The following is a 24267-nucleotide window of genomic DNA, read 5'->3' as shown; positions in this document are numbered from 1 at the left end:
AGTAGTAGGCTTTACAAGCGTACTGATCTACTATTCGGAAATATAGGGAAAAAAATGATAGGGGCAGTAGTGTCGGAATTCGGGGGAAATTTATTCCCCCGAAATATGGTGCTTATTTACTATTTTAATCTTAAGTATTTAACTTTATTAACAACAAGATCGTTATATCTAAAGTTTTTTAGTCGGTTATGATAAACGATATAGTCACGTGAATAGTAAAGAAGAACCCATGGAAGGTCTTCTAAAACAATATCTTCAACTTGTGACATCAGAAGATATTTCTCATCACTATCATTCATAACTTTAATACTTTCAAATTTTTTATCAAAGTCAGCGTTTGAGTAATTTGAAACATTAGGTCCAGGTGCCTGGTTCTTAGTTGTTAGTAGTTGAAGAACGTTTTCACTATCTGGATAATCAAGAGTCCAACCATCTAGCCAAATTTGAAGCTTTCCTTCTTTTGATTTCTTTAAGAAAGCAGGGAAAGTATTAAGTTGTATTTTCATTTTAATACCAATTGCTTCAAGATCCTGCTTAAGAAGTTCTGCACGCTGTCTTTGTGTCGTCGATGATGCTCTTGTATCGTAGACAAGAGTAGGAAGCCCTTTTCCGTCCGGGTATCCTGCTTTTCTTAGATACTCCTTGGCCATTTCAATATTATATGAATACGGCAGCTTCCTTGATGGGTCATACCCTGGGATCCCTGGAGGATAGATTGAGTTTGCCTTAAGACCAATATTATTTGTAAAAGTCTTAATATACTTTTCAACATTTACAGCATGTGCAATTGCTAATCTTAAATTCTTATTTGTTCCTACAATTGGATCTTTCATATTGAATGAGAACCACCAATAAGTGAAACTTGAAAAGATATCAAGAGTGATCTTCTTGTCGCGAAATTCCTCTGTTAGCTCTCCACTTGGTGAAACAAGTGAATGATAGTTATCTTTTGGAACTCTTAGGAAGTCGAGTTTTCCAGACATAAATTGCAACCATCTTGTTTGAGCTTCTTTAATAATATGAAATTCAATCTTATCGATAAAAGGAACGCGTTTACCAGCATCCGATAAAAGGTTCTTACTGTGAGCAAAACGATCACCTTTACCAGGATAGAAAGACTTGTGATAATTATTAAATCGGCTCATAAAAAGCTTTGAGCCACGAAACCACTTATCTAATTTATATGGCCCTGTTCCTATCAACTCATCAAGAAAAGTATCTTTCTTCATTACTTCAGCTGGCATTGGTGAAGTAAAGCTCATTGCAAGTGCATTTAGCATTTGAGGGTAGGGAGCGATAAGTTTAATCTGTAGCGTTCTCTTATCAAGTGCTTTTAGTCCATCAACATTTGTTGATAAAAGTTTTTCAAAATCACTCCCAACTTCTTTTCTAAACTTGTTTAAACCAACAACTCTTCCATCAAATAGCCACCAACCATTACTACGATAAGGTGTAAAAGCTAGACGTTTGATTTGGTTAATAAAATCTTGCGCCTCTACATAACGAGGCTGTCCATTAAAGGCAGGGTGGTCGTGGTATTGAACTCCCTCTTTAACTTTAATTGTATATGTAAGCCCGTCATCTGAAACTTGTGGCATTTCTTCTGCTAAAAGAGGAACAAGCTTTAGTGGTTTTCTTAGATAGTGATATTCAAATAATTGTTCATACCCTTGATAAATTACAGACATTGAAACCGAATCATATGCATTTACAGGGTCAATTGTAGAAATCGATTCTGTTAAAGGAAATCGAAGTGTATTCTTATCATCTCTATCTACTCTACATGATAATAGAGGTAGTAATAAGATAAATAGAATGAAATTAAAAAGGGTAGTTTTGTGCATTACTTTCCTCATCATTTTGGACATTTTTTAGTTCAGTATTAATTTTGTCGTATGAATGTCCTTTTGACAAAAGAAAGCGTATCAACTTTTGCTTAAAATTAAAATCTTCGAGGGCCGAAACACCTTTAGAGCGCAATTTCTTGTTAATTAACTCGCGTAATTGCCCATTTTCAGTATATCTATACTCATCAAACAACTCATCGATAAGTTCAGTGCTTGGTTCAACTCTCTCTGCACGTAACTTATTCAGAATATTTCTCTTACTTAAACCTTTGTACATGAAGGTTTTTATTCGTGTACGGATATATTGTTCTTCTTGTAGGTATTTTGCCTCTTCTAAGAAGTCGAGTAGTTGATCAATAAATGGAGTGTATTTTTTTTCGTATAGTTTTTGGGATAGTTTATATCTTGAGTAATCTCTCTTTGAAAGAAGCCAGATGCAGTATTGATAAGCTCGTTTGAATGAACGAATATCCTCTGATTTTGTTTCAGATTCTCCAAGCGGAAGTTTATCGATAGTTTCTTTGAGAGTCATTTAAAAGGGTGCCCCTTAATATTAATATCTATCATTCGATAGGATAGAAACCTAAGGGGCTATATTTGATTATTGTACTACTTTTTTAGACTTAGACTTACTCTTAGTCTTCTTTTCTTCAACTACTGGCTCATCTTCAATAATTTCACCAGTTGCTTGATCTACGACTGTGTTATCTTTAATTAGTCCGTGTAGTGCTAGAATTTTATTTTTAATTTCTAGAGCTACTTCTGGGTTATCTGCTAGGTATTGTTTTGAGTTCTCACGTCCTTGACCAATTTTAGCTTCATTATATGAGAACCATGCACCAGCCTTTCCAACGATATTATTTGCTACTGCAAGATCTAATAAATCACCAGTTTGTGAAATACCTTGTCCGTACATAATATCGAACTCAACAACTTTGAATGGAGGAGCTACTTTGTTTTTAACAACTTTTACTTTCGTTCTGTTACCAATTACTTCATCACCGTTTTTAATAGCACCAGTTCTTCTGATATCAAGTCTTACTGAAGAATAGAACTTTAGAGCGTTACCACCAGTTGTTGTTTCTGGGTTACCGAACATAACACCAATCTTCATACGAAGTTGGTTAATGAAAATTACAGTCGTATTTGAACGATTAATAGAACCAGTTAGCTTTCTAAGTGCTTGAGACATAAGTCTTGCTTGAAGTCCCATGTGTGAATCACCCATGTCACCTTCAAGTTCAGCTCTTGGTGTAAGTGCTGCAACAGAGTCAACAATTAGAAGATCAACGGCACCAGATCGTACAAGCATATCTGTAATTTCTAGAGCTTGCTCACCACTATCTGGTTGAGAGATAAGTGTATTTGGAATATCAACACCAAGCTTTTGTGCATATACTGTATCAAGAGCGTGCTCAGCATCAATAAATGCAACAGTTCCACCTTGCTTTTGAGCTTCTGCAGCAATGTGAAGAGTTAGTGTTGTCTTACCAGATGATTCTGGACCATAAATTTCGATAATACGACCTTTTGGAACACCACCTACACCAAGCGCTAAATCAAGACCTAAACAGCTTGTTGGAATCGCTGGAATTTTTTCTGGACCATTTTCATTGTCCAGCTTCATGATTGCACCTTTTCCAAATTGTTTTTCAATTGTTGAAAGTGCTAGATCTAATGCTTTTTGCTTGTTGTTCTTTTCAGTTGATGTTGTGGCCATAAGCTCTCCATTTTTCTATTTACTTTGTTCTACCAAATTTATCTGTCATCAGCTAATGCAAAAAGGAGGATTTTTAACTTCTCTGTAAGTACAGTTAATTAAAAGATCCAATTAGATCACTTTCTAATTTGTTACTTTTTGCTTATAAATATTTTTAGCGTAAGTTTTGCGTAAGTCAAGAGATAAATTCTAACAATTTAAAAGTAAGGATATAGCAGATACCTGCCATAAGACCTGCTGCGACATCGTCGAAAACCGTTCCTATAGCGTCTTTGCGGTTGTCGAAGTATTTTACCGGTCCTATCTTCCAGATATCGAAGAGGCGAAATAGGGCAAAAATAGCTACGTAACTTACGTAACTATGATCGAGTATAAAAAATGACGCAATCCAAATTCCAATAACCTCATCAATAACAATCCATGATGGGTCAGCACACTCATATTCTTTTTCAATTACACCAGTTATAAATACTGCCCCAATTGTTAATATTAGAAGAAAGGGAATAAAGAAGAAGAAAGGTGCATTCAGCTTACCAACGAAATAGAGAGGAATAATTGTCACTAAACTTCCAACTGTTCCTGGTGCTTTTGGCGCAAGTCCTGCACCAAAAAAAGTAAGAAAAAGAATTCTTAAGTCAGTTAGTGACTTTAATGTCAGTTTTTTTGTATTTTTTAGCTGATTTTCTGTCTTCATGGGCTTATGGTAGCATTACTCAACGATAGAACAAAGTAACTTTATGAATCGACCTGATTATTTAAAAAATTATATTTTCGACTGGGATGTATTTGATGTTGTAGTAGGTGGAAAATCTGCACTCGACTCAAACTTCTTTGTTGCCAAGCTGGATGACATCACAGAAGTAAATAAATTCTTAAAAGGTTATGGATTAGATACTGATGATCCCGTTTCAAGAGCTGAGTTATTTGGTAATTTTCAAGAAGCGGTCCAATTCATTAAACGCTACTTTTTAAAGGATGGGACTCCTGATGGGCTTGACCTAGAGATTCCTAATTCTCTTTATACTGTCACAGATATTAGTGGTTTATTTCTTATGGCCACTGGAAATTCAGATCATACAGTTGAGGAGCAATTATGGGCGGAAATCGTTTTAAAGGTTATGCATACTATTTTGCACGCGGATAAAGACCTTCGTTCAAATTACTTCAATCAAATTCAAACGCAAATTTTTGATAAGTTCTATCGCTATCTTCATCGTGATCAAGATAATAACCTTTACTTAAAGTCTGGGGATATCTCAATTCCTCTCGTTGATTTTGAAACTAAGTCAAAGAAGTCACGTGATAGTGTTATTATCAAGTTACTTCATAAGGCAGAAAACGTTGCGGAAGAACTTTTTGATAGAGTAGGTGTTCGTTTAGTTACTAAAAACAAATTAGATATTTTGAAAGTTCTACAATTCTTAATTCGTAATTATGTAGTGACTCCGCATAATATTAAGCCTTCAAGATCACTAAATACTATTTTTGATATCAATCATTTTAGAACAAAGTATTCAAGTTTAGTTAAAATGGCGTTAAGAAATAATCTTTCAGAAGAGAGATTTGTTTCAGCAGTTAATCGAGAAATTGATGAATGTAGCTTTGATAATTTAAAGAATGAAAATAATCTTCACTCTTCTACAAAATACCGTTCAGTTCAATTTACGTGTCGTCAGCTAATTAAGTATAAGAACCCTTTCTTGGCAGAGTTTTTCAAATTAAGAAAGCTTGCTAAAGAAGAGGATTCAGCAGTTGCTAAGGAATTACTTGGTTTAGACTTTTCTTCACTGGCTAGAGATATCAGATTCTTTTACCCTTTTGAAGTTCAGGTTGTTGACGAAACTTCTTATCGCATTAATTCTGAAGGTGAAGCATCACATAGTGAATATAAGAAAGCACAACGTATCTATGCTATGAATCGTGTTTTCAAAAAGCTTTTGATTCATAAAGGTTTAGTTCAAGAATAAATCAATTCTTTCATTGATAAACTCTGGGAAATCAACTTGCGGAACATGACTTCCGTTTTTAATGATATAGAGCTCTGAATTCTTCAAACTGTCGTGAAGGATTTGTTGCAGATAATTTGGAATGACTTTATCCTTGTCGCCACCAATGATTAGTGTTGGAGTTTTAATTTCTTCAAGCTCTTTAATAATTCTTTGATCTCTCATTTGATCAAGTAGTTGAAAGAAAATATCCGGTGAAAGCTCTCCGAGCTTCTTCATGTAATATTCAACAAATTCAATATTCGTTTTCTTAATATTGAAACCGCCATTCCATACCAGTGCGCTAGCAAGAGGGTTACGGTAAACATTTTTCCAAATGAATTGAAATTGGGATTTCCACTTTCTTTTTAATTCTTTGATATAGGGTTCAGTCATATCAATAATATTCGAATCAAACATGACATCTTGTGGAGGAAAGATTGTTCCAGAAATCAAAACAATTTTTTGTACCTCTTCTGGAAACTTATGAGCATAGTCAAGAGTGACATTAACTCCCATCGAGTGTCCGATATGTATTGATGTTTTGATATTAAGAGCTCTGATTAATGAATTGAGATCACTAACAATATTCTTAAATGTAATAGACTCAACACCTTGAGTTGTTTCTGATTGATAGTGTCCTCGGTAATCATGTAGTAGTATTTTATATCCAAGCTTTTCATAGTGATCAATCTGATAAACAAAGTGCCTTATATTACAAACTAGGCCGTAATTAAAAACAATGACACGATTATGTACTTCTTCTAAGTTATCAATATTAGTCCAATATTGAATCTTAGTTGTTTCATCCACTCGATGATACTTTGCTTTATTTCTCCAAGAAGTCATCGTCGTATTTTCCAGTTAGAGTAATATAATGTTCTTCAAGAGATTGAATAAATTCGTACTTTGCAGGATCTTCTACTTTTAATTTCTCAAGGTATTTGTAATAGTCTTGAAAGTCATTTTCTTCACTTTTAAGAAACTCAAGTATTTGTATCTGTAGCCCTTGGCACTCAAGGATATCACCATTTTCTAACCTTACGATACCTTCAACGGCTTTAGAATTCACTTTATAAGAGCTATTTGTTTCAAAGACTAGGTAATGACTAATTGACTTCAGTACTCCAATTTCTTTTTCAATGCTATTATCTTCAATGATCAAGTTATTGTGAATAGATCTCCCAATATAAACCCTCGGAAGATCAAAACGATATTCTCCTAGAGATAAAAGGTCATTTGTTTTTAATACTTTTAAGTGAATCATAGCTCTATTTTATACTCGATCTGAGTTTTTTGCTAAGTTAAATCGTAGTGAAAACTTTTTCATCATGGTTCATAAAATCAATGATGGAGTCAAAGTCATTAGGGTACTTCTTTATATCCTCAATCGCTTCATATAAGATGTCTTGATTGAGGACGATATTGGCCAATCTTTTCTGAGTGACGACTCCTGACTGCTCTTGTCCAAAGAGATCTCCCTCTCCACGAATCTTTAAGTCTTCTTCAGCAATTTTAAAGCCATCTGTGTACTTTTCGATTACTTGTAGTCTCTGCATACTATCAGGTGTGATTTCTCTGTCTGTGACAAGAAAGCAGAAGCCCGGCTTATTTCCTCGTCCTACGCGTCCTCTCATCTGATGGAGACTGCTGAGACCAAATCTTTCAGGGCTTAGAATGGCCATAATAGTTGAGTTAATAATATTGATACCAACTTCAATAACTGAAGTCGCAATGAGAATATCTGTCTTATGTTCCTTAAACTCTGTAATCGCGGCTTGTTTTTCATCTGGAGACATTCTTCCATGTAGGTAGGCAATTCTAAACTCGGGAAAGTATTTTTTGTAAAGTTCGTATGTGTGTTCAAGGTTTCTGATGTCTTCATTTTCAGATTCTTCAATTGCCGGAACAACAATATAAGCCTGCTCTTTCATTTCGAGCCTAGTTTTCACAAAACTTAAGTAGTTATTCAAATTTGAATTTGTAACAATACGAGTTTTCTGACCTTTTCTTCCTCCAGGCATTGTTTTAATGATGGATATATCAAGGTCACCATATTTGGTTAAGCTAAGTGATCGTGGGATGGGTGTTGCTGACATAATTAAGCAATGAGGATTTTCACCTTTCTTCATTAGTTTAATTCTTTGCTCGACACCAAACTTGTGTTGCTCATCGATAATAGCGAGTTCAAGATTCTTGAATTTTACACTGTCTTGAAAAAGAGAGTGGGTTCCAATTACGATATTGCAACTACCATTTTCTAAAGATTCATTTATTTTTTTCTTTTCTCTGGTCTTAGTGCTTCCAACAAGTAGTTCAACATTAAAATCGTTGCCAAGAATTTCTTCTATTTCTCGGTAGTGTTGAAGTGCTAGGGTTTCCGTAGGACACATAAGAGCGACTTGCCCACCTGTCTTTAAGATTAAGTAAGCAGAGGCTACGGCAACAGTCGTTTTTCCACAACCTACGTCTCCCTGAATTAATCGCATTGCAGGTGTCGTTCCTTCAAAATCATTTACAATGTCGTTTAGGGCCTTGTCTTGGTCTATTGTTAATTCATAAGGATATAATGATTTAGCTTTTTGAATCTGATCAGAGCTTATTTTAAGGCTTTTTCTGGATAACTCACTTCTTTTATTTTTTCGCAATTTGATCTTTAGTTGATCGTAGATAAATTCTTCATAAATAATTCGACGTTTTGCTTGATCAAATTTCTCTTGGCTCCATTTGTCAGAAGGAACTCTGCCGTGGAGATATTTAAAGGCCATACTGCGAGACAGAAGACCTTTGTCTTCAAGTATATTACTTGGAATAATTTCTGGAATTTTGTCCCAGAATCCGCTTGGTAATTTATCAAATACCTTTTGAATATGATGTGATTTAACACTTTCAATTGTAGGGTAGGTAATACGTAGACCACTTTCTGAATCTGACTTTCCTACTTCAAATAGTTCAGGATTAACAATTTGTAGTGAGTCGTTAAATATTGATACGACACCTAAAAATTCAAGATGTTTAAGTTGTTCTAATTTTTTTTGAATTGATTGATATGCGTTAAACCATTTAAGAGTAATATAATGCTCACTGAGATCATCCTTAATGGTAACAGCTATATTTAAGAGGACTGCTCGTCCTTTGCCTCTTGATTTAAAATTGGGTTTGGCCTGCATTGAAATGATAGTGCCACGACCTCTAAAGAAATCACCAATATTTGCATACTGAAACTTTGCTATCTCTGGTAATTTAACGATTCGCCTTGGCATAAGCCAAAGCAAATCATTAATTGTATGTATATTTTTTTTATTAAGCGCTTCGAGTGTTTTGGTAGGCTTTGCGTAGAGATCAGAAATTTGAGTGGATAGGAGATCCTTATTTAAACTCAATGCTCTCCACCTCATATTCAATATCACCTTTTGGTGCACGCACTAGAACTTCGTCGCCTTCTTCTCTACCAATAAGTGCTTTACCTAGAGGACTATTATATGAAATAAGTCCTTTCTTCATATCTGATTCCGACTCACCAACAATCTTAACAGTCTGTGATTCATCAGTTTCCATATTTAAAATTGATACAGTTGCTCCAAAAACAATCTTATCTGATTTAATTGTACTAGGATCGATAACTTCACAGCTCGCAAGAATTCCTTGAAGTTGTGAAATACGTCCTTCAACAACTCCTTGTTTTTCTTTGGCCGCGTGATACTCAGCATTTTCTTTTAAATCACCAAGCTCTCTTGCTTCCGCAATTGTAACCTTAAGCTCTTCTCTTTCTACTTTAATTAAGTGGTCAAGCTCAGTTTGAATTGTATCGTAACCTTGTTTTGTTATTGGATTTGCCATTAATAATTCCTTTATTTAAATAATGCATTTGCAGCGGCAAGTAGGTCACCCTGACTATCTCCGCCATTACCACCGCCCTTAAGGACGAAGTAGTCACAAAAATTAGCTTTTTCTTTCTCAACAATGCGATCAGCACTTGATTCGCGACACTCGTTATATGCGGTAATGTCGTAGAACTTACACATTTTACAACAATGAACACTAGCGTAGCAATACGGACACTCTTCTTTTAATGAGATTTTCTGTCCCGGTTGAAGATCTAGTGCTTTATGACACGCGTGGCAAGTAATTTCTTTATTGTCCATCATTAGAAGCTCCAGCTTTTTTCAATATAAACTTCAGGTGTATTAATTTGGTCATCTGACTTTAGAAAAATCTTAGGTTCCTGTCTCTTATTGTACTCATCAATACTCTTATAAAGTAATTCTTCATTACTTGTTTGAATTGTCTTCGTTAATAAGTAGTTGAGAATAAGAACAACCGTTCCTGATGCAATAAGGCTTCTTCTGGTATTTGAGCTAGGGTTTGTTAGAAAGGCCGATAAAATAAGGCCCGAACCAACAGTTCCCATTATTGCAGGACGCCAAATATCTTCCTGTAGTGATTGATAATCATTTAAATAACTTAGGGCCACTTTATCTTTTTCAAGATGATAGCGAAGGCCCTCTCCCTTTAGTGAGGAGCTTGGATCAATAAGAATTTCTTGTTGGTTAATTACTGCAACGCGCGAGCAAGTCTCATCATTTGCATGAGTCACTAGAGAAAATAAAAGCGATGTAATAATAAAAAATTCTTTCACTCCTTATTTTTACCATTTTTCTGGCAATAGGGCTATGCACCTTTTGAATCTATCGTGATAAAATAATAGATATTTTTTAAAGGATATTATGTGGGCCTAATAACGACGAGTTTTAAAATAACGAAAACAATTAGAAATATTTCTCGTTTAAGAGAGATTGCTACTGTTTTTGCTAAAAATGGCCTTGATGAGTTTGTTTCTCAAAATGTTATTAATATAATCCCAAACTTTGTTTTCCCAAGAAAAAGTGAAGAGTCACAAAAGGTTTCTGTTCATGACAATTCATGGGGAGATGTGATGGGGTATCGCTTAAGACTTTGTTTTGAAGAGCTTGGCCCTGCTTTTGTTAAATTTGGACAGCTACTTAGTACCAGAGAAGATATTTTTGATGAAGACTTCATCAAGCATATGAAAAAACTTAGAGATGAAGTGAAGCCGATTCCTTTCTCTGGCATTAAAAAGAATGTCGAAGCATCGTTAGGAAAAAAGATTGAAGAAGTCTTTAAAACTGTTGAAGAGCAGCCGATTGGAACTGCCTCAATTGGATTAGTCTATCGAGCTGAACTACTTACTGGTGAAAAAGTTGTCTTAAAAGTTAAAAGACCAGGTATTGATCGAATCATTCAAACAGATCTTTCAATTCTTATCTTTTTGGCAACTCAAACTGAAAAGGCTGCAGATGACTTTAAGTTCTTAGGCTTCTCTAAAGTCCTAGAGGATTTTTCTTTTTCACTTCAAAGTGAGTTAAATTTCAATGTTGAAGCACTCAATTGTGAAAAACTAAAGAAAATAATTGCGAAGTACGATTCATCTGAAATTTTTCATTTACCTAAAATATATAAAGACTTTACTTGTCATGACCTATTAGTAATGGAATTGATTGAGGGAATTCCTTTTAGTGATAGTGCTAGAATTAGTGAACATATAGCTGATTTAGATTCTAAGCTCGATGAATGTGTAAAAATCTTTATGAGATGTTTTCTGAATGAAGGATTCTTTCATGCAGACCTTCACGGTGGAAACTTCTTTTATCTTCCAAATGGAAAGATTGCTCTGATTGATTTTGGTCTTGTTGGAAACCTTTCCAAGAATGCTCGACAAAACTTTATAGCGATTATATATGCCATCTTAACTCAGAATTTTGAAAACTTAGTCTATGAGTTCTTAGATGTAGCCGTCTACGAAACCGTGCCAGATGTAGACAAACTAATTGTTGATATAAAGAATGCAATCGGTCCGCAGATTGGATTAACTGTTCAACAAACGAATTTCTCTCTAATTATAAGTTCAATTATTACAACTCTAAGAGAACATCATATCTTTTTACCGAGTGAATGGTTTGTTGTTTTTAGAGCATTGATAACTCTTGATGGGGTAGGACAGTCTCTTGATCTTGACTTTGACATCTTTAGTCTTCTAGAAGGAGATATCAATGACATTATCAAAGATAGCTTCTCAACAGATAGCTTTATTGAGGATGGGATGTGGATTGCAAAAGATGTCTTAAGCGCGTCTCGAATTGTACCAAGACATCTTAAGTGGTTTTTAAAAGAGTTTGCAAAAAATAATTATGCAGTAAAAATTAGACATAAAGGAATTTGGAAGCCCATTGCCTCACTTGCAAGTAGCGTAAGATTATTATCTTTTTATATTCTTGGTGGAGTGTTGTTTTTTGCTGGAAAGTCATTTGTATCTGAACAGGATCTCTACCGAGGTGCACTTCTCGATTATCCTACCATCACTTTAATCCTTTGGTTATTATCTATGGGAGCGATAGGTTATGGAACACTTAAGCATCGAAATTAATTAAATACTATCTGCGCCAGTAATATAAATTTGAGGTATTAGGCTTTTTAGCTCATCTGCTTGTTCTGGGCCAAAAAGAAGTGGGAGTAGTTCTTCTTTCTTAAATAAATATGAATCGTTGTTTATTGTAAGTGTTACCTTATTTGTATCTGCTAGAAATTCTGAAATAGACACCTTGCTATTAGTTATGGCCCTTAAAAAGTTTGAAAATCCTGTAGTATTTATAACTTTTCCCCAAGCTAGATGGATGTAGAATGAATCTTCGTCTAAAGGGGTTGGGTTAAGTAATTGTAGACCTTTGAATTTTGAAAGTTCTTTTTTATTATTGGCGAATGAACATTCATGAATAATCCCTTTTAAATCTTGTCCTTTTTCAAAGAAGAGATAGTCATCATTGTCATTCATATATATTTTCATCGAAGTGATTTTTTGAATATCATTCCATTCTGTTAAGGATCTTTTAATTGAAATAGTCTCTTTATAAGACTCGTTGTATTTCTTTTCTAATTTGTCTTTCTGAATTTCTTGGATAGCAATATGTTGATAGCCTCTACGTCTAATTTCTTCTTCAGTTGTAGGAGTGTCTCCAATAACGGCCGTTAAACCGAATTGAGAATAGCCAAGTTTTTTGTAGACACTCATATTATCACTCCAAAGAATGGCGAGAGAGTAATTATCTTTATAAATGCTCTTGATATGATTATAGAGTTTTTTAAAGTGTCCTTTTCCTTGAAACTCTTCTTTAGTAATAATACCTCCAAGAAGTAATGTTTTTAATTCATGGCCTTTATAATGTAGTGTAACTGGCCTTACTCCTATGTGGGCGATTAAATTTTCGTTCTCATCAAGAAGAAGGTGACAGTTCTTATGATTGCTCTCCTTCATTAGCTGGAAGAAGTCAGTATTAAAGCTATTGCCATCTTTATAATGAAATGCTTTTTCAATTTCTTTATTGAGTGCATCTTTTAAGTGAGAATATCGATCTAGAGTTGTAAGTATCATGTCCATATATTTTACATTTTTTTCTAATTAAAATCTTGAACAAAATTATCTAGAATTCAAAATGCCCATAAACACTGGGCTATCTTCTTAACTAGGCAAAAAGTTTCGTATATGAAATATACAATTTTTTTCTAAAGAGTTAAGAATTTGGAGCGATAAGGTGGTGTAACAATTGTACAGCTGCATGGATTTCAGCTGACTGACAGGAAGGAATCTTGTCGGTACCCAGTCAAGGAGGATAGAATGGGACTACGAATTAACACGAACGTTGCATCTCTAAACGCACAGAGAAACCTACGTGGAACACGTCTTGGTATGCAACAATCTCTAGAAAAATTATCATCAGGTCAGAGAATCAACAGAGCGGGTGACGATGCCGCAGGTCTAGCAATCTCTGAAAACCTAAAGGCTCAGATTAGAGGTCTAGGACAAGCTGAAAGAAACGCAGAAGACGGTATTTCACTAGTTCAGATTGCTGAAGGTGCTTTAGGTGAAGTTTCAAATATCTTAATTAGACTTAGAGAACTATCAGTACAAGCAGCTTCGGATACTATTGGAGCAACTGAAAGAAAATTTCTAAACGTAGAATTCGAACAATTAACTTCTGAAGTTGATCGTATCGCTAACTCAACTGAATTCAACAGAGTACCACTACTAAATGGTACCGGTGCAGTATTTGATATTCAAATCGGTACGCGTAATGACCCTATATCAGATCGATTAACGTTTGATGCATCATCAGCTGACGTAAACGTAGCAGCTCTTGGTCTAAACTTAGCATCAGTTGCTGATAAGATTTCTGCACAGAATTCTCTATCGTCAATTGACCAGGCAATTATCTCAGTATCTGGTATTAGAGCGGACTTTGGTGCCCTTCAAAACAGACTTCAATCTACGGTAAATAATATTGCAACGTCGATTGAAAACTTAAGTGCAGCAAACTCTCGTGTAAGAGACACTGACGTAGCAGCAGAAACTGCAAACTTAACAAAACAAAACATTCTAATGACTGCCGGTACTTCGGTTCTTGCTCAAGCGAACACTAGTACAAACAGTGCATTAAGCTTAATCCAGGCAGCTGCTCAAGGGTAATAACCCCTGACAGCGCCGGATGGCACTAGCATTGTTTAGAAAATTTTAGAGTAAAGAACACGGAGTCAATAATATGCATACTACTGGATAAGTTATGTACGGCAATTGGAGACTGCAACCTTTGATTGCTTAGCAAAATATATAAAGAGGAATGATTGGTTTATCCGTAGAAGCATTATTTAATTATTAACGAATTTATTGAGCTGGAAGCTCAATTATCAAACAGGAGGTTTATATGATGATTGAAGGAGACTAATCATGGGTATCAGAATTAATACAAACGTGGCATCTATCGCAGCACAAAGAGCAATGTCACTTACAAATAAAAGAGTTGGGGACAACTTAAGAAAATTATCTTCAGGTGAACGTATTACAAGAGCTGGAGATGACGCCGCTGGACTGGCAATTAGTGAAAACTTAAAAGCTCAGATCAGAGGTATGAGGCAAGCAAAGAGAAACGCAAACGATGCAATCTCTCTTGTCCAAGTAGCAGAAGGTGGATTAAATGAAGTTTCAAATATCATCATTCGTCTTAGAGAGCTTGCAGTACAGACTGCCTCTGACACGATTGGGGATACTGAAAGGGCATTTTCAGACATCGAGTTCCAACAGCTTAAAGACGAGATCGATAGGATCGCAAAGTCTTCAAACTTTAACGGAACACAACTGCTCGATGGGACAGGGGGCAGACTGGAATTTCAAGTTGGTGTCAATAATGATCCAATGCTTGATCGACTCACGTACGATGCAGCAGGGTCTGACGCAACTATTACAGCGCTGGGACTTTCCTCAGAAAGTGTTGCTACTAAAGAAGGTTCGCAAGCAGTTCTTAAGAAACTTGACGATGCGTTGGTCGCAGTCAACGGTTATCGCGCTAATATGGGTGCGTTACAGAATAGACTTACATCAACTGTCAACAACTTGGGAGTTAGCGACGAGAACTTAAGTGCAGCTAAATCGCGAATTAGAGATGTTGATGTGGCAAAAGAAACTGCCGACATGACTAAGAACAATATCTTAATTCAGGCGGGAGCCTCTGTTCTTGGACAGGCAAACCAAGTGCCAAATGTGGCATTAAAACTAATAGGATAAACTAATCATATAGGCGACTATGGTCCTGAATAGGACATAGTTGCCTCCTCTTTTTTTTCTCAAAAATCAAATCTTACCTATATAATAGAAATATGACTGAACAAAGAACCAAGACAATTTTAATCTTTGGTATTTCTTCTTTTGTGGGTTCATCGCTTGCAAGCTTCTTAAAGAAAGACTACAAAATCGTTGGAACTTACCATAAGAACCCTGTCTCTATTGATGGTGTTACAACTGTTCCCTGTGATGTTCATAGTAAACAAGAAGTTCAGTTAATCATGTATACCTTTAAGCCGGACATTACTATTTATGCAATAGGACTTTCATCAATTGTTGATTGTGCCCTAAGTGAGAGAAGAGCTGACGCACTTAATACAAGTGGTCTCTTCACCGTTGCAGATATTTGTCAGCGCTATAAATCACAAATTATCTACCTCTCTTCTAATTTTGTTTTTTCTGGAGAATCATCGGAAAATTTTGAATTAGATATTCCAGATCCAACAACAACTTATGGAAAGACTCAGGCCGCTGCAGAGTTTTATATTCAAAAGTCATCACTCAATTATCTAGTGTTTAGAGTTTGTAGACTTTATGGAAGGGGAGGTGTTCACGTTAGAAGAAACCTCTTTGAGAAAATTCAAGCAAAGCTACATGCAAGAGAAGAAATAGAGTTAGATGATTATATTAAGACTGGCTTTCTCGATATTGATTATCTTGGAATGGTAATTAAGATCTGTGTTGAGAGAGGTCTTAAGAATCGCCTGTTACAAATTAGCTCCAATGACTTTATGTCGACATATGCCTTTGGGAAACTTTACTGTCAAAAGTTTCAAGAACCAGGAAAATTAATTTCTTCAGGTAAATGGCCATATCCAATTATGAGCTCTGCTAAAGTAGGTGATAATAGCTCAGGTGTACTTAATTTCAATATGAATATAACGAATGCTGAAGGCTATCTTCACTTACGCCTTCCATCAGTAGAAGAGTCTTTAGAATACTCTGTTCAAAAGTTACGAGTAGGTCTTGATTCTAAAGAAACACATGAGTCTAAAGATACAATCAACTATATCTAAACTTATTAACGGGCCGAAAGCTTGATGAATTCGCTTAAGTAGTGTCTTACAAGTGCATCACAATCAACAACTTCATTTTCAAAGCGCCAAGTAATTTGGTTAAATGGCCCAATATGTGCGCGAATTTCATGTAGGTGACCGCCACCATGAACTTGTGATTCATTTGTTCTTGCACTAAAGACGTCTTTTCCATTGGCCAAAAAGCCAATTGAAATAAGATCATCAGACTTTCTTGCAAAAATAAGACGAAGTGAGTTGCGATAGATCATAAAGTCATTGATCGTATTAGCAATTTTGAAAATCTTGATCGTATTATTATCACCGCGGTATTCATTAAATTTATGGACATAAATCTCAAAAAGATCTCTGAGCTTATTCATGAAGTTAATTGAAGATTCTTCAAGTTGGAATGCCGGATTTAAATGGTCGTTAAAACTAACAACACCACTTTCGTCCATATTGATCTCTTCGAGAGCAAGGTTTTCGATCCATTTTGTTGATACTTCCGTGTTTCTTTCAAATTTTGTAATATCCATAACTTAAATTCTACTAGATATTGATGATTTGAAAAGATTTTTTTGGATTGCACAATCGAAAGGGTAGTGTGAATGAGCTAGATGAGCGATGAAAGTTTCCGCCCGTCGTACGACAGGTGGATGTAGTGATAATCACTTTAGGCTTCCCACTGATTCATGGGCCTGCTCACCGTGACCAGTGACCACTTCCTTTCTAAGCTTTGTAGGGCGAAACAACTTTATTTAGTACCCATCTAGCTCACTCATAAATTATACCCGAAAACCGCAAACGGCAACAATAATAGGCAGAATTAAAAGCACTTGACGGTAGTAATTACAGGGTTTTATGAACAAAAATCAGTTTTTTTTGTGTCCACGTCGCTAAGTGTTAAAATATTATTAAGAAAAGTTAAAGCTTTACTCAGATATTGCCGAAACTTTCAAGTAGTTATTTAAGTTTCAACCCCACTAATTGGGGTGATTGAAAGGAGTATGAAATGAAAACCTTACTAGCGTTTCTAAAAGACGAAGAAGGTCAAACATCAACAGAGTATATTCTACTTGTTGCTGTTGCAGCGATGCTTGTTATGAAGTTTAAGGAAAAGGCGTCTGAAGGTATTACAACTCTGACAGATGGTGTTTTCGGAAACACAGACAACCTACTTCGTGAACTACAAGGGAACTAATTCTTCCGCTCTTTAGTCTGATGCGACTATTCAGCACTCTACTCTAGAGAGCGGAGGAAAAACTTTCTCACCAAAACCTTTTGCATACTTAATGTAGAATATTAAGTATGTCACGTCAGTCTCAAAGCGGTCAGGCTTTAATAGAGTATATATTTATCCTAGCGTTCTTCGCCGGTATTTCCATTGCTATGGCAAGGGGAATAGGAGTCTATACAACAGGCTTTTTTAAAAGCTTTGCATTCCATTTGTCGCAAGAACTTGCAACTGGCTCATGTCCTAGAGGATGTTGGCATTCACCTTATGTAAACCAAGATAGGTAGGTTTGAGTGCCAGTTAGTGTCTATATTTTTATCTTTATTCAATTGTTGTATGTATCGTATATCGATATCCAATCACGTAAGATTGCAAATGCGTGGTCCATCGGAAATATTTTTTTATTTCTTGTTCTCGTATTCTTTTTCCCAAATAACTACATTATTGGAATTGAGACACTTCTTTATCCGTTGGGGATATTTCTAGCAGGTTTTCTTCTATTCATTTTGAAGATAATGGGAGGCGGGGACTCCAAGTATTTAGCAAGTTTGTTTCTTTTAATTCCTGTTGCACATCAGGATCAGGCCCTAATATCACTTTCTGTTGTTACAGTCATTGTGGGGCTTTCTGTATTCATTACAAATATACTTAAGAATCTTGAGTTTATTATTCAGGCTTTCAAGGAAGGTAATGTTGTTCAGATTAAAAAGATTTTTGGGAAGAAATTTGCATTTGCCCCTGTTATACTTATTTCATGGATATTTCTAGGATGGAAAATAAAAAAGTATATATTCTTTTAGGCCATAAAGGACAGTCAACTGTTGAGTACATTTTACTCTTTGTTGTCGTTACATCTTTTGCGATGCTTGTTTTTAAAAGTGAAGGCTTTCAAAATATGGTTGGTGAAGGGATGTTTGGTACATTGGCCCGTTCGATGGAATACTCAGCTCGTTATGGTGACAAGGGGAGTGTTGATACATATGGAAAAACTTACGGTAATCCGGTTCATCCACTTTATTATAATAATGATGAAGGAAGATCTCACTTCTTCTCTCCTGTAGGGGTTTATGATGAAGCTCCATAAAAAAATTAAAAATCAGAGAGGTCAGTCGACAATTGAATTCTTATCGACTTTTACCTTTGTTATTGCTTTCTTCTTTGTCTTTGCAAAGATTGCAATTAACTACACAAATACTTACTTACTACAATATGCGAATTTTATGGCCTCGAGAGCTTATCTCGTTGCTGACAATAAGATTCAAAATGATTCTCTTGCTCGTCAAAATGCAACAGCAGTCTTCAATTCTTATAATATGGTTAATTGCGGTACTGATTGCCAAATTAAATTTAATTCAAAGTCAACGAATCAATGGTTTCTAAGTGGTACTTACTTAGACTATAAAACTAAGTTTTCAGTTATGAAGGTATTAACAGGAGATATTGATTTAGATTTTAGAATAGAGTCCTTTCTGGGAAAGGAACCTACAATAAGAGAGTGCCTTGCTCAGGTTTGTCGTGCCTTTTCTGAAGTTTCGACAGATCTAGGAAATGGGAATTGTTCAAGTACGAACTCAACAATTTATGATAATGGATGTTAGTTTGAATCCTAATCAGAAAAAAACAATTTTAAAAAATGAAGAAGGTCAGGCCTTATTTGAGGCAATGATCTTTATTCCAATACTTCTTTACATGGTTGTGATGCTCATTACTGTTGGTAACTCAATCAATGCTTCAATTAATCAAAACAAAGCAACTCGAACTTATACATTCTTTATCTTAAAAGGGAACTCTGATGGTATCGGTGCAAACGATATCAAAAGCTTAGGTGGAACCTTTAGTGAGATCGGCGGCTTTATGATTGGATGGAATAAGACACTACAGTCTAATAGTACACCAATCTCATCAACTTTTAAGATTCCTAGTTTACCTTGGGCCCCTGCTGAAGAAGAAAATTGTGAAGAGGCAGGAGATCCTGAAGATACAAGTTGTATTAAGGTGTTCACTCTTTTTGGTGTCTGCGGCGAAACCTTTACTAAACCAGGTGATGTTTTATTTAGGGCCAATGACGCCACGATTCTCTCGCCGGTAACTTCTTGTAGCTATAAGTAGCCAAAAATGCCTCATTACAACTAAATGCTTGTTTTTTGTTAAAATATTAATTGATTACTTAACAAAGTAAAACAGGATGTTTTATGAATACTAGAGCTTTTACGCTGGCCCTTATTATTGCAGGTGTTGCCATGTTTATGGTCCACACTTATATCGAAGATCAACAATCTGCTTTGATCAAAAAGTATGGAACAATGAGTTCTGTCCTTGTTGCTAAAGAAGATATTCGAGAGTTCGATCTATTAGATGAAACGAAAGTTTCAATCATTACAGTTCCGCAAAAATTTCTAGCTCCTGGAAGTTTTAAAACAGTTAAAGAAATTGAAAATACAATTGCAACAGTTCCAATTCTAAAAGGTGAGCAAATTACAAAGCCCCGTGTAACTTATCCTGGAGAGAGTACAGGTCTTTCAAGAGAGGTAACAGTTGGAATGCGAGCGATTGCTTTCCAAGTTGATGAAAGAAGTTCTGTTGGGAAACTCATTCGTCCTGGAGATCGTGTTGATGTTCTTGCACCTATCGATTACACCGGTGGAGCGAGAAAGGATCAAGAAAAGATTGTTACGATTCTTCAAGATGTTCGTGTTCTTTCAACGGGGATGAGCGTTTCAAATAATATTCCACTTATAGGTGTTAAGACTGAAGAAGTTGTTAGAAAGATGAAGCTTAATACTTACTCGAATTATACGACAGTAACGCTAGAGCTTAGTCCGTTTCAGGCACAAAAAATTGCACACCTTTATGTCTTTCAACCAAATAAACCAATCTTAACATTAAGAAATATTAATGATGGTGAAAAGGCAATGATTGAAGGAACTAGACTTTACGATATTCTTTCAGACTCAGATAAGAATGAAGCAAGGGCCTTCTTTAACGAAAAATATAAGAAAAAGAATTAATGAGAATTTTAACGTACTTAACTCTATTAATATTTGCATTCACGGCCAGCGCTCAGCAGGCCTCTTCTGGTATTGGAGTATCTGAAGAAAAGGTTGAAGTAGTTCTTGGAATTGATAAGGTTCTCCCAATCGATTTCACGATCACTTCTCGAAGTGTACAAATTGCAAATCAGAGAATTCTAAAAGTACAACCTGTAAATACTGCAGCCGGAACAAGTGAGCTTGTTTTAAAAGGTGAGGCACCTGGGATTACATCTGTTACAGTTCGTGATCGACTGGGGGCCATAAAAAAGCGCTACCTTGTTACAGTTACTGCAACAGAGAAATCAAAGCTTATTGCAGAAATTAAAGAGCAGCTAGGACCTATTGAAGGATTAGAGATCAATCTTAAAGGTGGAAAAGTTTTTGTTGAAGGAAAAATTATTGTACCTGGTGATATTGGACGTATTGTAAAAGTACTAGAAGATTATCCAGATGTTAAAAATCTAGTTGAAGTGTCTCCTCAAACTTATTTAATTATTTCTCGCGAAATGCAAGAGGGACTTAGAAGAAATAACTTGAAAGATGTAACAGTTAGATTCTTTAATAACTCTTACCTACTAGAAGGAATTGTTAATTCAGAAGAAGAGAGTAACCTAGCTGTTAAGATTGCTGCAACTTATTTACCTGATAGAATTCAAAGTTTGGCCAGAAGAACTGATTCTGTTCAACAACTTGATAAAGGTGAGATCATTAGAAACTTTCTAGCAATTAATAGAAAGCCTCAGCCACCACAGGCAGCAAAGCTAATTAAAATTACTGCTCAATTTGTTGAGCTATCTAAAGACTATAACCGTGTTTTTGGTTTTAAGTGGAACCCAAGTGTTGGTACAACTGGTGGACAAATCGTGTTTGGAAGAACTGAAAATGGTGGAACGGTAACGACATCATCGGCCGGTAACTTTGGTGGAACGATTTCTCAATTATTTCCTAAGTTAAGTTCTGCAAAGGCCGCTGGCTATGCACGTATTGTTCAGTCGGGGATGGTTATTACTAAAGACGGTGAGAAAGCGAAACTTTCAAAGGGCTCGGAAAGAAACGTTGCTGTTGGGACAGGAGAATTTCAACAAGCAAAAGTTATTGAAGCAGGATTTAATTTGGATGTAACGCCAAAGATTCTTCAAGAAGAAAAAATTAATCTCGATATTATTCTTGGAGTTTCCTCTTCGCAAGGAACAGATAAACAGACTAATAATCTCGATACAAAAATCATTGTTAAATCTCGTGAATCAGCAGTTGTTGGTGGTATTTCGATTAATAAAACAGCAACTGAATATGATAAAGATCCACCTGATGGTGTTTCAACGACAGGTAGTGATGGAAGTGAGGAAGGACAGGTCTTTTCACTCTTCTCATTCGTTCGTTCCAAAGATGTCTCTAAGTCGAAAGAGCAATTTGTTGTTTTTATCACTCCTGAAATTATCGAGAGTGCCTCGACAGGGACTGAAGATATTAAAAGAAAATTTAGAAAGAGGGGGCCATAGTGGCCGAAGGTCATATTATTACAGTTATTGGTGGTAAAGGCGGTGTTGGGAAGTCCCAAGTTGCCACAAACCTAGCTTTTGCCTTTAGTGGTGAAAAGCGTTCTAAGACACTGCTTCTTGATTTTGATCAAAGAGCAAGTGGTGACTTAAACTTACTAACTGGTATCAAAACAAATAAGAATTTAAAGGATCTATTCAACTTTAATGGAAATATTGATCCTCGAACATTTCAACCTTTTGTGAATATGCATCCAAGCGGTGTTCACTATATAGGATTACCAAATGATCCTGTTGCAACTGAAGGGATGAGTGTTGACGGTGCAGGTAAAGTTTTAAAGGCCGTAAAGAGTATGTATCCACTTACAGTTATTGATGTGGGAACAGAAATTACCGATCTTACAGCAAAGGCCCTCGAACATTCAACAATGATCTTAGTTGTCATCACGCCAGACTTACTGGCGTTAAATCAAACTAAGCGACTTGTTTCAGAACTTATTACAATGATGTTTCCTAAGGAAATGATTCACTTTGTATTTAATCAAGCACAAAAGGGACATCCTGTTACTGCTGATGTTGCGGGTAAGTCTGTTGGACGTCCAGTGCTAGCGCAAATCTTAAAAGATGAGCAAACATGTGCAATGGCCATTAATCAGAAAAAACCTGTTATGTTGGCCGCAAAAAATAGTGCCTTTGCAAAAGGTGTTACAGAGCTAGTTCGAACGATCAATGGAAAAGGTATCTTAAGTCAGTTGGCTAAACTAAATAAGCCAAGTGAGGTTGGAACGAAACAAGACCGTCCTACTGGTGCAGCTGCAAATGGTTGGCGTGATCTTAAGCTTAGGATACACAAAGGTCTGGTTGAAGAGATGGATCTTTCAAAGGATGATGATAATGATCCAAAAGCAAAGATTATTCTTAAAGAGAAAACTAAGAAAGTAGTTATTGATCTTCTTGGTAAAGAAGATACAAAAGGTATTTTAAATAACCGTGACGATATGAATAGTATCGTTAAGGAAATTCTCGATGAGGCACTAGGTTTAGGACCTTTGGAGGATCTTCTAGCAGATTCGGCTATTTCTGAAATCATGGTCGTAGGACCTAATAAGATTTATTATGAAGAAGATGGAAAGGTTAAACTTTCTAAAGTAACTTTTTCAAATGATAGACAAGTTTTAAATGTTATTGAAAGAATCGTTGCACCAATTGGCCGACGTATTGATGAAAAAACTCCATATGTAGATGCTCGTCTTCACGATGGATCAAGGGTTCATGCTATTATCCCTCCATCTGCTATTGATGGATGCTGTATCACTATTCGTAAATTCCCTGAAGAGCGATTAACTTATAAGCACCTTGTTCAATTTGGTTCATTCACACAAAATATGGCCGATTTTCTTCGTATCGCAGTTGAAGGACACAAAAATATAATCGTCTCGGGTGGTACTGGTTCCGGGAAAACAACTCTCGTTAATATTCTTGGTAGTTTTATTCAGGCCAATGAGCGTATCATTACTTGTGAAGATTCGGCCGAACTTAGTTTCCCTCAGGAACACGTGGTTCGTCTTGAAACACGTCCACCATCACTTGAAGGTGATGGAGAAATTGATATTCGTTGTCTCGTTAAGCAGTGTCTAAGGATGCGTCCTGAACGTATTGTTGTTGGTGAGTGTCGTGGTGGTGAAACACTGGATATGTTACAGGCAATGGGAACTGGTCACGATGGTTCACTTACAACGGTTCACTCGAATAATCCAAGAGAGTGTATTGGCCGTATTGAAACACTTGTGCAATATGCGGGAGCAGGTCTTACTCCTAAAGCAATTCGAGAAATGATTGCAAATGCCGTTCACTTGATCATTCAAGCATCTCGTCTAGATGATGGTTCTCGTAAAATTACCCATATTACTGAGATTGGAGGGATTCAAGGAGAGGTTGTAACTCTTCAGGATATTTTCCTCTTTCAACAAAAAGATATTGATAAAAGTGGAAAGATTATTGGAGCACACCAAGCGACAGGTTTTATACCTAAGTTTATCGAAACGCTCGAGAGACAAGGATATAATATCCCTCGTGGTTTATTTTCAAATGCTCCTGGTGCAAGTGGCGGAGCTCCTGCAAAGAAACCAGCACCTCCACCTCAAAATAAAAGGCCGCCGCAACAGGGTCAGCAAAGACCGCGACCTGGTCAGCCTCAAGGCAGACCTAGACCAACTAATGGCACAGCTCCTGTAAAGAAGAAGGCTTAG

The 24267-nt window shown here is 36.1% G+C and carries 25 protein-coding genes and 1 other RNA gene; 13 read left to right on the top strand and 13 right to left on the bottom strand.

Annotated elements, in window-relative coordinates; translation table 11 throughout:
- Positions 1–119 precede the first annotated feature (119 nt).
- The 4 genes from ACRXC1_RS15060 to ACRXC1_RS15045 form a co-directional block, all read right to left on the bottom strand.
- Entirely contained in the window at positions 120–1844 is a 1725-nt protein-coding gene (locus ACRXC1_RS15060) for an ABC transporter substrate-binding protein (protein WP_392911083.1), read from the bottom strand.
- Complete coding sequence (locus ACRXC1_RS15055; RefSeq protein ID WP_392861126.1) at positions 1822–2379, bottom strand: regulatory protein RecX; 558 nt, start codon at positions 2377–2379, stop codon at positions 1822–1824. The genes ACRXC1_RS15060 and ACRXC1_RS15055 overlap by 23 nt, the downstream gene beginning before the upstream one ends.
- A 69-nt stretch (positions 2380–2448) precedes the next feature.
- A complete protein-coding gene (recA, locus tag ACRXC1_RS15050; RefSeq protein WP_433660023.1) occupies positions 2449–3567 on the bottom strand; it encodes a recombinase RecA in 1119 nt (372 codons plus the stop codon).
- A gap of 175 nt (positions 3568–3742) precedes the next feature.
- Positions 3743–4261, bottom strand: a complete 519-nt coding sequence (locus ACRXC1_RS15045; protein ID WP_392911088.1) for a phosphatidylglycerophosphatase A family protein — start codon at positions 4259–4261, stop codon at positions 3743–3745.
- A 43-nt stretch (positions 4262–4304) separates the two neighbouring features.
- Between ACRXC1_RS15045 and ACRXC1_RS15040 the strand changes: the two genes are divergently transcribed.
- Positions 4305–5534, top strand: coding sequence for a TIGR04552 family protein (locus tag ACRXC1_RS15040; RefSeq protein WP_392911090.1), 1230 nt, complete (start codon positions 4305–4307; stop codon positions 5532–5534).
- On the opposite strand, the gene ACRXC1_RS15035 is transcribed toward ACRXC1_RS15040, so the two are convergent.
- Genes ACRXC1_RS15035 through ACRXC1_RS15010 form a run of 6 tightly spaced genes read right to left on the bottom strand, consistent with a single transcriptional unit; the run spans position 5520 to position 10191 of the window.
- Complete coding sequence (locus ACRXC1_RS15035; RefSeq protein WP_433660020.1) at positions 5520–6401, bottom strand: alpha/beta fold hydrolase; 882 nt, start codon at positions 6399–6401, stop codon at positions 5520–5522. The genes ACRXC1_RS15040 and ACRXC1_RS15035 overlap by 15 nt on opposite strands.
- Positions 6382–6819: a hypothetical protein gene (locus ACRXC1_RS15030; protein WP_433660018.1), complete on the bottom strand. Its 438-nt coding sequence runs from the start codon at positions 6817–6819 to the stop codon at positions 6382–6384. The genes ACRXC1_RS15035 and ACRXC1_RS15030 overlap by 20 nt, the downstream gene beginning before the upstream one ends.
- Before the next feature lie 37 nt (positions 6820–6856).
- Positions 6857–8935: an ATP-dependent DNA helicase RecG gene (locus ACRXC1_RS15025; protein WP_433660017.1), complete on the bottom strand. Its 2079-nt coding sequence runs from the start codon at positions 8933–8935 to the stop codon at positions 6857–6859.
- Positions 8922–9392: a transcription elongation factor GreA gene (gene greA, locus ACRXC1_RS15020; RefSeq protein WP_433660015.1), complete on the bottom strand. Its 471-nt coding sequence runs from the start codon at positions 9390–9392 to the stop codon at positions 8922–8924. Before greA ends, ACRXC1_RS15025 begins: the two co-directional genes overlap by 14 nt.
- 11 nt (positions 9393–9403) lie before the next feature.
- On the bottom strand, positions 9404–9700 hold the full coding sequence (locus tag ACRXC1_RS15015) for a hypothetical protein (protein ID WP_433660013.1): 297 nt from the start codon (positions 9698–9700) through the stop codon (positions 9404–9406).
- Positions 9700–10191, bottom strand: a complete 492-nt coding sequence (locus ACRXC1_RS15010) for a hypothetical protein (protein WP_392861114.1) — start codon at positions 10189–10191, stop codon at positions 9700–9702. Before ACRXC1_RS15010 ends, ACRXC1_RS15015 begins: the two co-directional genes overlap by 1 nt.
- Before the next feature lie 90 nt (positions 10192–10281).
- On the opposite strand from ACRXC1_RS15010, the gene ACRXC1_RS15005 reads away from it, so the two are divergent.
- Positions 10282–11997 carry an ABC1 kinase family protein gene (locus ACRXC1_RS15005; RefSeq protein ID WP_433660010.1) on the top strand — a complete coding sequence of 572 codons (1716 nt, stop codon included), beginning with the start codon at positions 10282–10284 and terminating at the stop codon, positions 11995–11997.
- Here ACRXC1_RS15005 and ACRXC1_RS15000 read toward each other — a convergent pair whose 3' ends face one another.
- Positions 11998–13005, bottom strand: coding sequence for a GNAT family N-acetyltransferase (locus ACRXC1_RS15000; protein ID WP_433660008.1), 1008 nt, complete (start codon positions 13003–13005; stop codon positions 11998–12000). It abuts the gene before it with no gap.
- Positions 13006–13242: 237 nt separating this feature from the next.
- Between ACRXC1_RS15000 and ACRXC1_RS14995 the strand changes: the two genes are divergently transcribed.
- The 3 genes from ACRXC1_RS14995 (at position 13243) to ACRXC1_RS14985 (ending at position 16256) form a co-directional block, all read left to right on the top strand.
- Entirely contained in the window at positions 13243–14091 is an 849-nt protein-coding gene (locus ACRXC1_RS14995) for a flagellin (protein ID WP_021267425.1), read from the top strand.
- Positions 14092–14349: 258 nt separating this feature from the next.
- The gene (locus ACRXC1_RS14990) at positions 14350–15183 is read left to right on the top strand and encodes a flagellin (protein WP_021267659.1); all 834 of its coding nucleotides are present in this window, start codon (positions 14350–14352) and stop codon (positions 15181–15183) included.
- A gap of 92 nt (positions 15184–15275) precedes the next feature.
- Positions 15276–16256, top strand: coding sequence for an SDR family oxidoreductase (locus ACRXC1_RS14985; RefSeq protein ID WP_392911106.1), 981 nt, complete (start codon positions 15276–15278; stop codon positions 16254–16256).
- Between the two features lie 5 nt (positions 16257–16261).
- Here the strand turns inward: ACRXC1_RS14985 and ACRXC1_RS14980 are convergent, their stop codons facing one another.
- Both ACRXC1_RS14980 and ssrS read right to left on the bottom strand, forming a co-directional pair.
- Entirely contained in the window at positions 16262–16792 is a 531-nt protein-coding gene (locus ACRXC1_RS14980; protein WP_021267415.1) for a hypothetical protein, read from the bottom strand.
- 70 nt (positions 16793–16862) lie between these two features.
- A non-coding RNA gene (gene ssrS, locus ACRXC1_RS14975) (6S RNA) lies at positions 16863–17035 on the bottom strand.
- Between the two features lie 233 nt (positions 17036–17268).
- Here ssrS and ACRXC1_RS14970 point away from each other — a divergent pair.
- The 8 genes from ACRXC1_RS14970 to ACRXC1_RS14935 all read left to right on the top strand — a co-directional run bounded on the left by ACRXC1_RS14970 (position 17269) and on the right by ACRXC1_RS14935 (position 24267).
- Complete coding sequence (locus ACRXC1_RS14970; RefSeq protein ID WP_021267549.1) at positions 17269–17457, top strand: Flp family type IVb pilin; 189 nt, start codon at positions 17269–17271, stop codon at positions 17455–17457.
- Positions 17458–17783: 326 nt separating this feature from the next.
- The gene (locus ACRXC1_RS14965; RefSeq protein ID WP_392911108.1) at positions 17784–18290 is read left to right on the top strand and encodes a prepilin peptidase; all 507 of its coding nucleotides are present in this window, start codon (positions 17784–17786) and stop codon (positions 18288–18290) included.
- Positions 18260–18574, top strand: a complete 315-nt coding sequence (locus tag ACRXC1_RS14960) for a hypothetical protein (RefSeq protein ID WP_433660003.1) — start codon at positions 18260–18262, stop codon at positions 18572–18574. The genes ACRXC1_RS14965 and ACRXC1_RS14960 overlap by 31 nt, the downstream gene beginning before the upstream one ends.
- Positions 18561–19088 (top strand): hypothetical protein, encoded by a 528-nt coding sequence (locus tag ACRXC1_RS14955; protein ID WP_433660001.1) that lies wholly within the window; start codon positions 18561–18563, stop codon positions 19086–19088. Before ACRXC1_RS14960 ends, ACRXC1_RS14955 begins: the two co-directional genes overlap by 14 nt.
- A complete protein-coding gene (locus ACRXC1_RS14950) occupies positions 19078–19599 on the top strand; it encodes a hypothetical protein (RefSeq protein ID WP_392911115.1) in 522 nt (173 codons plus the stop codon). Before ACRXC1_RS14955 ends, ACRXC1_RS14950 begins: the two co-directional genes overlap by 11 nt.
- Positions 19600–19682: 83 nt before the next feature.
- On the top strand, positions 19683–20498 hold the full coding sequence (gene cpaB / locus ACRXC1_RS14945; protein ID WP_392861100.1) for a Flp pilus assembly protein CpaB: 816 nt from the start codon (positions 19683–19685) through the stop codon (positions 20496–20498).
- Positions 20498–22021 (top strand): hypothetical protein, encoded by a 1524-nt coding sequence (locus ACRXC1_RS14940; RefSeq protein ID WP_433659998.1) that lies wholly within the window; start codon positions 20498–20500, stop codon positions 22019–22021. Before cpaB ends, ACRXC1_RS14940 begins: the two co-directional genes overlap by 1 nt.
- On the top strand, positions 22021–24267 hold the full coding sequence (locus ACRXC1_RS14935; RefSeq protein ID WP_433659996.1) for an ATPase, T2SS/T4P/T4SS family: 2247 nt from the start codon (positions 22021–22023) through the stop codon (positions 24265–24267). Before ACRXC1_RS14940 ends, ACRXC1_RS14935 begins: the two co-directional genes overlap by 1 nt.

Origin of the sequence: Halobacteriovorax sp. GFR8 (assembly GCF_050955245.1) — a bacterium.
Taxonomy (GTDB): Bacteria; Bdellovibrionota; Bacteriovoracia; order Bacteriovoracales; family Bacteriovoracaceae; genus Halobacteriovorax_A.
This window is presented reverse-complemented; position numbering and strand designations above follow the sequence as displayed.

Excerpts from the sequence above, each read along its gene's own strand:
- ACRXC1_RS15060 (WP_392911083.1), bottom strand. The coding sequence starts at position 1,844 with ATGCACAAAACTACCCTTTTTAATTTCATTCTATTTATCTTATTACTA.
- ACRXC1_RS15055 (WP_392861126.1), bottom strand. The coding sequence starts at position 2,379 with ATGACTCTCAAAGAAACTATCGATAAACTTCCGCTTGGAGAATCTGAA.
- recA (WP_433660023.1), bottom strand. The coding sequence starts at position 3,567 with ATGGCCACAACATCAACTGAAAAGAACAACAAGCAAAAAGCATTAGAT.
- ACRXC1_RS15045 (WP_392911088.1), bottom strand. The coding sequence starts at position 4,261 with ATGAAGACAGAAAATCAGCTAAAAAATACAAAAAAACTGACATTAAAG.
- ACRXC1_RS15040 (WP_392911090.1), top strand. The coding sequence starts at position 4,305 with ATGAATCGACCTGATTATTTAAAAAATTATATTTTCGACTGGGATGTA.
- ACRXC1_RS15035 (WP_433660020.1), bottom strand. The coding sequence starts at position 6,401 with ATGACTTCTTGGAGAAATAAAGCAAAGTATCATCGAGTGGATGAAACA.
- ACRXC1_RS15030 (WP_433660018.1), bottom strand. The coding sequence starts at position 6,819 with ATGATTCACTTAAAAGTATTAAAAACAAATGACCTTTTATCTCTAGGA.
- greA (WP_433660015.1), bottom strand. The coding sequence starts at position 9,392 with ATGGCAAATCCAATAACAAAACAAGGTTACGATACAATTCAAACTGAG.
- ACRXC1_RS15015 (WP_433660013.1), bottom strand. The coding sequence starts at position 9,700 with ATGATGGACAATAAAGAAATTACTTGCCACGCGTGTCATAAAGCACTA.
- ACRXC1_RS15000 (WP_433660008.1), bottom strand. The coding sequence starts at position 13,005 with ATGGACATGATACTTACAACTCTAGATCGATATTCTCACTTAAAAGAT.
- ACRXC1_RS14995 (WP_021267425.1), top strand. The coding sequence starts at position 13,243 with ATGGGACTACGAATTAACACGAACGTTGCATCTCTAAACGCACAGAGA.
- ACRXC1_RS14990 (WP_021267659.1), top strand. The coding sequence starts at position 14,350 with ATGGGTATCAGAATTAATACAAACGTGGCATCTATCGCAGCACAAAGA.
- ACRXC1_RS14985 (WP_392911106.1), top strand. The coding sequence starts at position 15,276 with ATGACTGAACAAAGAACCAAGACAATTTTAATCTTTGGTATTTCTTCT.
- ACRXC1_RS14980 (WP_021267415.1), bottom strand. The coding sequence starts at position 16,792 with ATGGATATTACAAAATTTGAAAGAAACACGGAAGTATCAACAAAATGG.
- ACRXC1_RS14970 (WP_021267549.1), top strand. The coding sequence starts at position 17,269 with ATGAAAACCTTACTAGCGTTTCTAAAAGACGAAGAAGGTCAAACATCA.
- ACRXC1_RS14960 (WP_433660003.1), top strand. The coding sequence starts at position 18,260 with ATGGAAAATAAAAAAGTATATATTCTTTTAGGCCATAAAGGACAGTCA.
- ACRXC1_RS14955 (WP_433660001.1), top strand. The coding sequence starts at position 18,561 with ATGAAGCTCCATAAAAAAATTAAAAATCAGAGAGGTCAGTCGACAATT.
- ACRXC1_RS14950 (WP_392911115.1), top strand. The coding sequence starts at position 19,078 with ATGGATGTTAGTTTGAATCCTAATCAGAAAAAAACAATTTTAAAAAAT.
- cpaB (WP_392861100.1), top strand. The coding sequence starts at position 19,683 with ATGAATACTAGAGCTTTTACGCTGGCCCTTATTATTGCAGGTGTTGCC.
- ACRXC1_RS14940 (WP_433659998.1), top strand. The coding sequence starts at position 20,498 with ATGAGAATTTTAACGTACTTAACTCTATTAATATTTGCATTCACGGCC.